General features: G+C 74.0%; 10 protein-coding genes (1 of these 10 cut by a window edge). 5 read left to right on the forward strand and 5 right to left on the reverse strand.

Annotated features, from left to right (window positions below):
- Nucleotides 1-42: 42 nt before the first annotated feature.
- Nucleotides 43-483, reverse strand: a complete 441-nt coding sequence (locus ACFWAR_RS16110; protein ID WP_385777420.1) for a MarR family winged helix-turn-helix transcriptional regulator — start codon at nt 481-483, stop codon at nt 43-45.
- 78 nt (nt 484-561) lie between these two features.
- Between ACFWAR_RS16110 and ACFWAR_RS16115 the strand changes: the two genes are divergently transcribed.
- A complete protein-coding gene (locus tag ACFWAR_RS16115; protein WP_385777422.1) occupies nt 562-936 on the forward strand; it encodes a cupin domain-containing protein in 375 nt (124 codons plus the stop codon).
- A gap of 19 nt (nt 937-955) precedes the next feature.
- On the opposite strand, the gene ACFWAR_RS16120 is transcribed toward ACFWAR_RS16115, so the two are convergent.
- Nucleotides 956-1,387, reverse strand: coding sequence for a DUF3592 domain-containing protein (locus tag ACFWAR_RS16120; protein ID WP_385777424.1), 432 nt, complete (start codon nt 1,385-1,387; stop codon nt 956-958).
- A gap of 106 nt (nt 1,388-1,493) precedes the next feature.
- On the opposite strand from ACFWAR_RS16120, the gene ACFWAR_RS16125 reads away from it, so the two are divergent.
- Nucleotides 1,494-2,714, forward strand: a complete 1,221-nt coding sequence (locus tag ACFWAR_RS16125) for a serine hydrolase domain-containing protein (protein WP_385777426.1) — start codon at nt 1,494-1,496, stop codon at nt 2,712-2,714.
- A gap of 25 nt (nt 2,715-2,739) precedes the next feature.
- On the opposite strand, the gene ACFWAR_RS16130 is transcribed toward ACFWAR_RS16125, so the two are convergent.
- Together ACFWAR_RS16130 and ACFWAR_RS16135 are read right to left on the reverse strand one after the other, a co-directional pair.
- Nucleotides 2,740-3,795 (reverse strand): hypothetical protein, encoded by a 1,056-nt coding sequence (locus ACFWAR_RS16130; protein ID WP_385777428.1) that lies wholly within the window; start codon nt 3,793-3,795, stop codon nt 2,740-2,742.
- Between the two features lie 108 nt (nt 3,796-3,903).
- The gene (locus tag ACFWAR_RS16135; protein ID WP_385777431.1) at nt 3,904-4,362 is read right to left on the reverse strand and encodes a hypothetical protein; all 459 of its coding nucleotides are present in this window, start codon (nt 4,360-4,362) and stop codon (nt 3,904-3,906) included.
- Nucleotides 4,363-4,645: 283 nt separating this feature from the next.
- Here ACFWAR_RS16135 and ACFWAR_RS16140 point away from each other — a divergent pair, with 283 nt between their 5' ends.
- Complete coding sequence (locus ACFWAR_RS16140; protein ID WP_385777433.1) at nt 4,646-7,414, forward strand: hypothetical protein; 2,769 nt, start codon at nt 4,646-4,648, stop codon at nt 7,412-7,414.
- Nucleotides 7,415-7,477: 63 nt separating this feature from the next.
- Here ACFWAR_RS16140 and ACFWAR_RS16145 read toward each other — a convergent pair whose 3' ends face one another.
- A complete protein-coding gene (locus ACFWAR_RS16145; protein WP_385777435.1) occupies nt 7,478-8,185 on the reverse strand; it encodes a DUF4232 domain-containing protein in 708 nt (235 codons plus the stop codon).
- Between the two features lie 233 nt (nt 8,186-8,418).
- Between ACFWAR_RS16145 and ACFWAR_RS16150 the strand changes: the two genes are divergently transcribed.
- Nucleotides 8,419-8,757, forward strand: a complete 339-nt coding sequence (locus tag ACFWAR_RS16150; RefSeq protein WP_385777437.1) for a hypothetical protein — start codon at nt 8,419-8,421, stop codon at nt 8,755-8,757.
- Nucleotides 8,758-8,863: 106 nt separating this feature from the next.
- On the forward strand, nt 8,864-11,341 hold the 5' portion of the coding sequence (locus ACFWAR_RS16155) for a molybdopterin-dependent oxidoreductase (protein ID WP_385777439.1). The gene runs 513 nt beyond the window's last position; the window shows 2,478 of its 2,991 coding nt (coding positions 1-2,478); its start codon is at nt 8,864-8,866; the stop codon falls past the right edge of the window.

Below are 11,341 nucleotides of genomic sequence, written 5' to 3' on the forward strand. Positions count from 1 at the left end.
CCGTGGTCGGCGGGGCTCAGCGGCGGACCCGGCGGTGGGCGCTCACCAGGCGGGGCGCAGGGGGCCCGGCGGGGTGAGCCGGGCCAGATCGGCGACCAGTGCGCCGAAGCGCTCCTCGCCCAGGGACTCGCGCCACGGAGCCACGACGGCCCCGGCCGCCTCGTCGGCGGCGCGGGTCGCGGCCAGCCCGGTCGCGGTCAGCGCCAGGAGGCGGGCGCGGGCGTCGCGCGGGTGCGGATGCCGCTCCACGTACCCCTTGCGGACCAGCTCCTCGACCAGTTGGGCGGCGGCCTGTTTGGTCACGCCCAGGTGTTCGGCCAGGTCGGCCGTGGTGGCGCCGCCCGCGGCGATGCGGGCGAAGGCGAAGCCGTGCGCCGGGCGCAGGTCCTCGAAACCCTGCTGGGACACGCGGGTGTGGATCTCCTGCACCAGGTGTCCGGAGAGCGTGAGTACGAGGGCGGAGAAGGCCAGGGCGTCATCCATGGCCTTGACTATAACTCGGCAAGCTGCTTGTCTAAATGGACAAGCTACTTGTCCATATGGATCCATTCGGAGGTCGCAATGCCGTTCATCCACCGTGACGAGGCCGTGGTGCACGAGATCCACGGCGGTCGTTTCGTCTCCTACGTCCGCACCGACACCGGGAGCAAGGACCTCGCCTCCTGGCGCGTCGAGGTCCCGCCCGCGATGGTGGGGCCGCGCCACACGATCAGTGCCGAGGAGACGTTCTACGTGCTGTCCGGGCGCCTGCGGCTCACCATCGACGGCGAGAGCGCCGAACTGCGGTCCGGCGACGCGGCGGTGGCCCCGGCCGGCTCCGAACTGGGCGTCGCCAACACCACCGAGGAGAGCGCCCACCTGTGGGTCACCACCCGGGTGGGCCTCACCGCAGAGCTCGCCGACGGCAGCACCCTCACGCCGCCCTGGGCCCAATAGCGGCGCGCCCGCTGCCGACTCAGCCGGGCAGGGTGAGGAACCGGACGAGCACCGCGACGAGGGTCCCCGTGGTGAGCAGCGCGCCCAGCCCGGCGAACAGGAGGTCGACCCCCTTCCCCTCCCACCCCTGGATCGTGAACCGGCTCGGGTCCCGGGGGTCGTAGCGCACCAGGACGGTGGCGCCCACCGCGGCGCCGGGTCCGACGGAGCCGCGCCCGAACCTCGACTCGTACGCGCAGGCGCGCCCGTCCGCGGTCGTCCAGGCCGCGACGGGGAAGTGGTACCTGGCCCCCTCGTCGCCCGTCCTGACCGCGTGGTGGACGATGCGGGCCGTGGTGGTGACACCGGTGCGCCGCAGGGCGGCGGTGCGGCGCAGCCCGTACGTCCCGAAGGCGAGGAAGACCGTGCCGAGCACCAGCGGGATGAGGGAGAAGAGCCATGCGCGTTCCATGTGGGGTGCGACGCGCGGGCGGGGGCGTTGGTTGCGCGCCGGGCCGCGGTGGTGCGCACCGTCACGTCCACGTGCGGCCCTCCCCGGGCCTGCCCATACTGGACGGATGAGGCGTACTCGTACGGTCATGGTGTGCATCGCCGGTGTCCTGGGCGCAGCCCTCCCGGCCGCGGTCCCCTCGGGAGCCGCGACCGCCGCATCCGCCGCCGCCGAACCGGAGAGCTGCGTCAGCTCACCGGGACCGGCCCGCGGGGACGCCGCCGAGGTCCTCGCCATCGCGCAGCGGGCGCAGCGCGAACTCGGCCTGAACTCGGTCGTCCTGCGCGTCTCCGCCGGTGATCGGGAGGTGCTCACCACCGCCCTCGGGCAGTCGATGACGGGCGTCGCGGCCGAGCCCTCGATGCACTTCCGGACCGGATCCGTGGCCATCGTGTACATGGGCACCGCCTTGTTGCGACTGGTCGAACAGGGCAGGGCCTCGCTCGACGACCCGGTGGCCCGCTGGTTGCCGGACGTTCCGCACGGCTCGCGGATCACCCTGCGGATGCTCGCCGATTCGACGTCGGGGCTGCACGACTACGTCACGGACCCCACGTTCCTCGCCGCACTGGAGGCCGCACCGTTTCGCGCGTGGACACCGGCCGAGGTCATCGCCATCGCGACGGGCAAACCGCTGCTGTACGAGCCGGGGACCAACTGGAGCTACTCGCACGCCAACTTCGCGATCCTCGGCGCCGCGCTGGAGAAGATCGGCGGCCTCCCGCTCGACCGGTTGCTGGCGGAGCAGGTGATGGTGCCGCTCGGACTGACCGGGACCAGCAACCAGAGCACGCCGCAGATACCGGAACCCGTGCTGCACGCCTTCACCTCGGAGCGCGGCACCTACGAGGAGTCCACCTTCTGGAACCCGTCGTGGACCACCGCGCGCGGTGCGGTGCTCGTCCAGAACATCTGCGACCTCGACCGCTCCGCACGGGGCATCGGGACCGGGAAGCTGCTCTCCGCGCAGTCCTTCAAGACCCAGCTCGACCCGGGCACCCTCGGCCTCGGACACGCTACGGCCACCTGCCCCAAGACCGTCTGCCTGCTGACCAACACGGCGGCCCACCACTTCGGCCTCGGCCTGATCGTGGTGAACGACTGGATCCTGACCAACCCCTCCTTCTCCGGCTACGCGGCCATCCAGGCCTACCTGCCCGCGCGGAAGCTGGCGGTCTCCGTCACCGTGACGAAGGGCCCCAAGAGCCCCGAAGGGAACTCGGCCCAGACCATCGCGGAACGCATCTCGGACGCCCTCGCCCCCGAGCACCCGCTGAAGATGCGCTGACGCCGGGCCCCACCGGGCCGTCCCCCTAACGCGGCGCCACGGCCCCGGAGTCGGGCGAGCGTCGCAGCGCGGACGCGTCGACCGCCTCGAAGTCCGATCCCTTGAAGCCCTTGAGGGCGTCGAGCTGTGCGTTGTCCCAACGGGGGTCCTCGTCGCCCGAGAGGTACCAGGCCGAGCCGTTGTCCGCGACGATGGCGCCGTACGTCTTGAGCGCCTCGGCCACGGCCTTGGCCTGCGGGGGCAGAGTCGAGGTGTCCACCGAGGCCCTGAGGCGCAGCCGCAGCCCCATCGGAGGCAGCGAAGCGTCCGCGGCGGAGCCCGCCTGGTGCCGGGCGGGCCAGACGTAGCTCCGGTCCGAGCGGGGGACGGTCATCCGGATCGCATGGTCGACGGCGCCGGACGCCGCCTCGTCGTAGCGCACCAGGCCGGGCAGGACGGCCAGTCCGGCGGCGTCGGCCGACGTCCAGCCGTCGGGGCGCAGCGCGTTGTCGCGCAGGTCGAAGACCGCGCCCGAGCCGGCGTGCCAGGCGTTCGCGCCCCGCGGGTGCGCGTCCCACAGCTCGTAGGACCTGCACAGGGCGCGGTCCCAGACGATGACGTGCCGGTCGCCGTCGCTCGCCGGACCGTTCTCGATCCTGGCGTCCTGCGGGATCCGGTAGCCGGAGGCGTCGCTCTCCTCGGCGTAGTCCAGGGAGACCTTCGACTCGGGCACCGTGGTGTCCGTGACGGTGACGGGAATGCCGAAGGGCATGCCCCCGGTGAGCCCGGAGCCGAAGTCCGGGTGCAGGGGCGCCGTCGAGCCGATGGAGGCGACGTAACGGGCGGAGCGCGGGTGGACGGGGAGCGCGTCCACGGGCGCCCGCCAGAAGCTGTCCGGCGGGGACGTCCCGCAGCTCCCGTCCGACGGGGCGGCGAGGGCTCCCGCCGGGGCGCGGGGCGCCGCCGCGGCGGGAGCGGCGTACCCGGCCAGCAGGAGGGCGGCGGCCGCGGCCATGGCGGGCGCGCCGGCGGTCACCGCCGCGCGCCGCCGCGCGTGCCGGGTCGCCGGGTGCCCCGTGTGCGTCCTGCGCCTGGTTGCCATGGCCGCACCTCATTCACCTCTGCGCGCCGCCCCCCTCCAGCGTAGGCACGTTCCGGCGCACCCGCTCCGCGGTCCCGTCGCGGAGCGGGCGCGTCCCCGGAGCCCCGATCAGCAGGTGATGACGACCTCGTGGGCCACCGGGCGGGGGGCCCAGGGGAAGGAGGCCACGCCGAAGGTGGCGCGGACGGTCGACCCGCACGGGACGGTGGCGGCGGAGCCGCGCACCTGGAGGTTGGCGGAGGTGAAGAGGACGTGCGCGATCTGCTGGGTGGGCGCCGCGCCGCTGCCGACGACCTCCGTGGACAGGGTCGTGATCAGCTCCTTGGGGGCGGGACCGGGGCCGCCCGGGGAGGGCGGGCCGGCGAGGCCGACGGTGCCGTAGAACTCCACGGTGGTGCCGGTGACTTCGGCGCACAGCCGGGTGGACAGGCCCGACTGGAGGCCCGAGTTGCCGCAGGAGGTCACGGTGTCGACCTCGCCCGCGGAGGCGGTCGACGCGCTCGCGGGGGTGATCGTGGCAACGGCCAGGACCGCGGAACCGGCCAGGAGCAGGGCTAAGCGATTCATCGGAAGGGTTCTCCTCGTGAGGGGTACGGAAACGGGTCGTCAACAGGGGTCACGCCCGGCGCTCTCGCTCCGGGCTATGACATGTGATATTTCACATGTCATTGAACCATGGGGTGAGCGGGAGATGAACGCACACCGGACGCCGTACGGCCAGTTCGGTGCGGATCGGCCGGAACTCGCCTCCCCGGCACCCCCTTTCGGCCCGCCCGCACCGGCAACCGATCGCGCCCCGGAACGTCTAACGCTGTGAACTCCCGCACGGCCGAGGACGAGGAGAGAGCACGTGAGACTGGTGTTACGCACGCTGACCGCGACCCTGGCGGTCGTGGCGCTGGCGGCGGGTGTGCCGGGTGCGGCGCACGCGCGGCCGGCCGCCGTCCCCATATCCGCGGCGCCCCCGGGTCCCTCCGCCGAGCGGCTGCCGCCGGGATGGCGCCTGGAGGGCGCCGAGTTGGTCTGGAGATCGGCCGAACCCGTGGGCATGGGCGGCGCCCTGGTCGAGTTCCGCTCGGGGAAGCGGACCCTGGGCGTGCCGACCCCCTCCGCCGACCAGCGCACCTTCCGGCTCCGGCTCGACGCGGACTCGTTCGGACCGGCGGGCGACCTCCAAGTCATCTCCGGTTCCCGGAGGTTGGACGCGGCGGGCGCCGAGCGCCCTCCCGGCCCGCGACTTCCGCTCACCACGGCCGAACCGCATGCCCCGCTCGCCCCGGGCCCGGTCGACCCCGGCCTCCCGGGCCCGTACCGCACCACCAGCGGTGAGTACGCCCTGGATCCGGTGACCCTGCCGGGATACGCGGTGCCCGTGGAGATGCGCGCCACGGTCGTCGGCCCGACCGGCGCGCCGGGCAGGCGCCCCTTGGCGCTGTTCCTCCACGGACGCAACGCCACCTGCTACGAGCCCGGCAGGAACCGGGCGGGCATGCAATGGCCGTGCAGACCGGGCGACAAGGAACTCCCGAGCTACCGCGGCCACCTGCACGACCAGCAACTGCTGGCCTCCCAGGGCTACGTGACGATCTCGATCTCCGCGAACGGCATCAACGCCCAGGACGGACGCACGGCCGACTTCGGTGCCCAGGCCCGGTCCTCGCTCGTGCGCCACCACCTCGCCCGCTGGGCGCAGTGGTCGGCGAACCCCCGAGGGGCCCCCGAAGCCGTACGGGCCACCGCCCGCGCGGACCTCGCGCAGGTGCTCCTGGTCGGCCACTCCCGGGGCGGCGAGGGCGTGAACCGGGCGGCCCTGGACAGCCTGTCCCCGCCCCCGGCCGCCGAGGACGGCTATCGCGGACCGGTGGACTGGCGGATCCGCGGCACCGTCCTGATCGGCCCCACCCTCTTCGGCCAGAACCCCGTGCCCGACGTCCCGTCCCTGACGATCCTGCCGGGCTGCGACGGCGACGTGAGCGACCTCCAGGGGCAGATCTACCTCGACGGCACCCGGGGGATCGGCCAGGGCGCGGCGCTGCACGGCGCGGCGTACGTGGTCGGCGCCAACCACAACTTCTTCAACACGCAGTGGACCCCGGGCCAGGCCGAAGGTCCGGCCGCCGACGACTTCGGCGACGAGGGGGACCCCGTCTGCTCGACCGGGGCCGCGACCCGGCTGACCGCGGCGCAGCAGCAGAAGGCGGGCAGCACCTACATCGCCGCCGCCGCGCGGCTCTTCCTCGCGGGCGACGACCGGGTGCGTCCGTTGCTCGACGGCTCCGACCGGCGCGCGCCCTCGGCCGACCCCGCACGGGTGCTGACCCACGCGGTCGGCGGCGACCGCACCCGCGCGATCTCGCCCGACGCCCCGCTCGCGGTCACGAACGGGCGCGTGTGCCAGCAGGTCACCCCGGACACGGACCGCGCCTGCCTGACGGCCTCCGACTCCGGGCAGTCGCCCCACTTCGCGCCCTGGATGGTCACCGACGCCGATCCGGGCCGCAACGCGGTCACGGCCCGCTGGAGCGCGCCGGGCACCCCGGTCCGCCTGAGCCCGGAGCGCTCCTTCTCGCTGGCCGGCTCCGAGGCCCTCGCCCTGCGGGTGATCGTGCCGCCGAACACCCGCGCCACCGTGCTCGACGTGGCCGTCACGGACACCTCCGGCAAGAGGGCGACGCTCGGCCGGGTCTCGGTCGACGGCCTCCCCGGCTCCGCCTCGACGGTCGCGCACTGGGCGCGCGAGGTCCGCGTACCGCTGGGGGCCGCTCCGCGCGCGGGGCTCGACCTGAGGCGGACCGCCTCGTTGGAGCTCACCCCGCGCAGCGGCGCCGGCGCGCTCTGGCTGATGGACGCGTGGGGGTGGCGCCCGGGCACCCCGGCGGTCCACCCCGTCGCGCTGCCGCGCGTCGACATCGGTCGCTCGACGGTCCAGGAGGGCGACTTGGGCTCCCGCACCTACCGGGTGCCCGTACAGGTCACCGGCAAGGGGAGCGGCACGATCAAGCTCGCCGTGCACGACCCGCAGACGGGCGGGACCACGATCCGCACCGAGACGGTGGCGGCCGGTCGCACCACGGAGGTGGAGGTCACCGTCACGGGCAACACCCGCTACGACCGCGACCGCAACCACGAGGTCGCGGCCAAGGCCGTCGGCGGCGCGGCGGTCGGCAGCGCCTCCGGGGGCGTCCTGGTCAAGAACGACGACCCCATGCCCACGATCTCCGTGGAGCCGGTCTCCGACGCGGTGACCGAGGGACAGAGGCTGATCTGGAAGGTCGTGTTGTCCGCCCCGGCGGACACCATGGTGGCGACGCCCTTCGTCATCGTGCCGCCGGGAGCGGGGACGGAGCTCTCGACGAAGGACGTCGACGAGGAGTGGCTCGCCGGTCTCGGCGAGTCCCCGGACCCGGAGCGGCCCCTGTCCGAGAACGGTTCCTACATCTGGGTCGACGTCCCCAAGGGGCGGACGAGTACCGAGGTGGCCGTCCCGACCCTTGCCGACGCGTCGGCCGAGCCCGAGGAGGTCCTGCGGATGCGGGTGAAGATCTATCGGGACGAGGGCGAGTGGCCGGACGGCCCCCTCCTGACGGGACGGGTGCGGGACGCCGCCGCCCGGCACTGACGCGGGCGCGTACGGACCGGGCCCGTGCGGGAGGACGACCTCCCGTACGGGCCCGCGGCCGGTTCAGTGCGCGAACAGCGGCGACACGGCGGCTTCCGAGCCGCCGTTCCAGTACGTCACGCGGGCCTTGTCGTCCACGTACACACCGCCCTTGGGCATCTGCAGGAGCAGGCCCTCGCCCGTGTCGGCGCTGGGGCTCTGACCGTGCGGCGCGAGCGCCATGTCGGTCACGAGGGTGCCGGCTTCCTTGTTGCCCTGGCGCAGCAGCAGGCCCGCGTACGCCTGCTTGCCGGGGGCCAGGGTCACCTCCGTCCGCGGCTTGGAGGCGGCGAAGACCCCCACGAGGCGGCCGTGGCCGTTGCCCAGCCGCAGCACCGGGTAGCTCCGCAGCGCGCACGGCTTGGTACCGACGTTGGTGACGGTGAGCAGGAGCTTCGAATCGTCCTTCACGGGCGGCACGGCCCACTCGACCGTCACGCGCGTGTCGTCGTCGGAGCAGTTGCCGTCGATGCCCTTGGAGTCGCCCTCGGCCTCGCCCGGACGACCCGGCGAGGAGGCCGCAGCGGAGGGCTTGGCGGAGGCCGGGGGCGCGGTCGGCGACGACGTGCTGGTCGAGGAGGACGCGGAAGGGGAGGCCGAGGGCGTCGGCGACTTGGCGGCCCCGGCCTTGTCGCCGCCGGGTCCGCAGGCGGTGGCGGCCAGGAGCGCGGCGGCGGCCAGGCCGAGGGCGCCGAGCGTGCGGGCATGGGTGGTCCTGCGGTACGTGCGCATGGCGAGCCCCCGTGGCTTCTGACCTGCTGGGATGTATGGGAGGAGGATGCCCACCCGGGCGCCGGTCGCACATGTGCGAGGAGCACCGTTACACCCCTCGTATGTGGCGGTTACGGTTCCGTCGAGCGGGCCGGAAAGCCCGTACGCCGTGAGCGGAGCGCGTGAGTACGGTGCCCCCGCGACTGAGTACGACCGCTCAGGCGCCCGGGCCGCGGGGCGGCTTGGCTGTGCCCATGAACGAATCGACCGAGAGTGCGCGTGTCGCCCGGGTGAGCGAACCCCTGTGGACGACGGGGCTGGCCGTGCTCCTCGTCCCCGTGGCGCTCCTCTTCGGGGCCCTCGCCCCCATGGCCACGGACAGCTGCGGCCCGGACGACTGCGCCCGGAGCCTGGAAGCGACCCTCGCCGTCGTCATGACCTGCTGGTTCGCGAGCTTGACGGTGAGCCCGCTGCTGGTGGTCGCCTCCTGGCTGTTCCCCCGCCGCCCCGGCTACGCCCGCGTCCGCCGGTACGCGGGATGGCTCGGGCTGATCCCGCCGGTGATCGTGATCCTGCTGGTCTTCACGCTCTAGGGGCGCGGGACCTTCGGCCCCGTTGCCGGTGACCGTCGGCAACGCCCGTGAGGCCTTCGCGAGGTGTCCACTGGAGGGAGCACCGCGACGAAGGGTTGGACGTCGGATGACCGAGGAGAAGCAGGGCTTCTGCACCCTGTGCAAGTCGAAGTGCGGTGCGCTGTACACCGTCGAGAACGGCCGTCTCACGGGGGTGCGCCCGGATCCCGACCATCCCACCGGCGCCGCCATGTGCCCCAAGGGCCGGGCCGCCCCCGAGATCGCCCACTCCACCGCCCGGCTGACGACGCCGCTGCGCCGCACCCGCCCGAAGTCCGACCCCGACCCGGGCTGGGTCCCGATCGGTTGGGACGAGGCCATGGCGGAGATCGCCGCCCGGATGCGCGCGATCGCGGACGAGAGCGGCCCGGAGGCGGTCGCCTTCGCCGTCGCCTCGCCGAGCGCGTCGGCGATCTCCGACTCCATCGAGTGGCTGGAGCGCCTCATCCGCTCCTTCGGGTCCCCGAACACCGTCTACAGCACCGAGATCTGCAACTGGTACCGGGACGGCGCCCACCTCTTCACCTTCGGCGCCCCGCTCCCGCCGCCCGACTACGCCGCCGCCGACCTCGTCGTCCTGTGGGGGTTCAACCCGGCCAAGACCTGGCTGGCGCAGTCCGCCGCCCTCGGCGCCGCCACGGCCGCCGGGGCGAAGCTCGCCGTCATCGACCCGCGCCGCTCCACCAGCGGCCTCCGGGCGGACGCCTGGCTGCGGATGCGCCCCGGCGCCGACGCCGCCCTCGCCCTCGGCCTGGCCCACCTCCTCATCGAAGGCGGCGACTACGACGAGGCCTTCGTCCGGAGCTGGACCAACGCCCCGCTCCTGGTCCGCGCCGACACCCAGGACTTCCTGCGGGCCGCGGACGTCACGGAAGGCCTCGCGGAAGGCGTCGGCGAGGGGGCGGCGGGAGCGGACCGCTTCGTCGTCTGGGACCAGGAGGCGGGCGCCCCCGCCGGTTACGACACCACGCGCGCGGCCGACCGTCCCGAGCGCTTCGCCCTCCGGGGCGGCCACCGCATCGAGACCACCGACGGTCCGGTCAGCTGCGCGCCCGCCTTCCAGCTGTACGCGGACGCGTGCGCCGAGTGGCCGCTGGAGCGGGTCGCCCGGACCACCTGGATCCCGGAGCGCGAGGTGCGCGCGCTGGCCGACATGATGATCGAGGCAGGCACCGTCGCGTACTACGGCTGGACGGGCGTCGCCCAGCACGCGAACGCCAGCCAGATCGAGCGCGCCCTGGCCACCCTCTTCGCCCTGACCGGCTCCTTCGACGCCCCCGGTGGCAACCGGCAGGTCGCCTTCCCCCCGTACGCCCCGGCCACCCACCCCGGGCAGCTCGCCCCGGAGCAGCGCGCCAAGGCGCTCGGCATCGACAAGCACCCGCTCGGCCCGCCCGCCTCGGGCTGGATCAACGCGGGCGACCTGCGCACCTCGATCCTGACCGGCGAGCCCTACCGGACCCGGGCGGTGATCGGCTTCGGCTCCAACCTGGTCATGAGCCAGCCCGGCTCCGACCTGACCGCCCAGGCGCTGCGGGAGCTGGAGTTCCAGGTCCACGCCGACCTGTTCCACACCCCCACGAGCAGCACCGCCGACATCGTCCTGCCGGTCAACAGCGCCTGGGAGCACGAGGCCCTGCGCTTCGGCTTCGACATCGACCAACGCGCCCAGGAACACGTCCAGCTGCGGCAGCGGATGGTCGAGCCCCAGGGCGAATCCCGGTCCGACCTGGAGATCGTCTTCGACCTCGCCCGCCGCCTGGGCCTGGGCGAGCTGTTCTTCGACGGCGACGTCGAAGCAGCCTGGAACCACCAGCTCCGTCCCCTCGGCCTGACCACCGAGGAACTGCGCGCCCGACCCGGCGGCATCCGCGTGGAGCAACCCGCCACCCACCACCGCTACGCGCGCCCCCGCCCCGACGGCACGGTCCGGGGCTTCGACACCCCCACCCGCAGGGCCGAGCTGTACTCCGGGCGCCTCGCCGCCCACGGCTACCCGCCCGTCCCCGTACACGTCGACCCGGCGCCGACCAGCCGGACCTTCCCCCTCGTCCTGACCAGCGCGAAGAGCGGCTACTTCGTCCACAGCCAGCAGCGCTCGATCACCTCCCTGCGCCGCCGCTCCCCGGAGCCGATGGTCGACATGAGCCCGCTGGCCGCCGAGGCCCGCGGCATCGGGGAGGGCCAGTGGGTCGAACTGGCCACCGCGCGCGGCAGCATCCGCCTGCGGGCACGCTTCGACGCGTCCCTGCACCCGGGGGTCGTCGTCGCCGAGTACGGCTGGTGGCAGGCCGCGCCCGACCTCGCGCTCCCCGGCCCCGATCCGCTGTCCGCGACGGGCAGCAACATCAACGGCCTCATCGACCACAGCGTCACCGACCCGCTCAGCGGCGGTGTCCCCCTGCGCTCGTCGGTGTGCGAGATCCGGTCGCTGGCCCCGGGGCGCGACCCCCCCAGGTGCGGTACCCCCCCCCTCACCCTCACCCCCCTCGGCGCGGGGGGCGCGGGCGGACGCACCCAGGAACAGGCGCCCGGCGACGGCGGG

The organism is Streptomyces sp. NPDC059917 (assembly GCF_042730635.1).
In the GTDB taxonomy this organism is placed as follows: Bacteria; Actinomycetota; Actinomycetes; order Streptomycetales; family Streptomycetaceae; genus Streptomyces.

Bases quoted from the DNA above. Each gene is read 5' to 3' on its own strand.
- ACFWAR_RS16110 (WP_385777420.1), bottom strand. From the start codon at position 483: ATGGATGACGCCCTGGCCTTCTCCGCCCTCGTACTCACGCTCTCCGGA.
- ACFWAR_RS16115 (WP_385777422.1), top strand. From the start codon at position 562: ATGCCGTTCATCCACCGTGACGAGGCCGTGGTGCACGAGATCCACGGC.
- ACFWAR_RS16120 (WP_385777424.1), bottom strand. From the start codon at position 1,387: ATGGAACGCGCATGGCTCTTCTCCCTCATCCCGCTGGTGCTCGGCACG.
- ACFWAR_RS16125 (WP_385777426.1), top strand. From the start codon at position 1,494: ATGAGGCGTACTCGTACGGTCATGGTGTGCATCGCCGGTGTCCTGGGC.
- ACFWAR_RS16130 (WP_385777428.1), bottom strand. From the start codon at position 3,795: ATGGCAACCAGGCGCAGGACGCACACGGGGCACCCGGCGACCCGGCAC.
- ACFWAR_RS16135 (WP_385777431.1), bottom strand. From the start codon at position 4,362: ATGAATCGCTTAGCCCTGCTCCTGGCCGGTTCCGCGGTCCTGGCCGTT.
- ACFWAR_RS16145 (WP_385777435.1), bottom strand. From the start codon at position 8,185: ATGCGCACGTACCGCAGGACCACCCATGCCCGCACGCTCGGCGCCCTC.
- ACFWAR_RS16150 (WP_385777437.1), top strand. From the start codon at position 8,419: ATGAACGAATCGACCGAGAGTGCGCGTGTCGCCCGGGTGAGCGAACCC.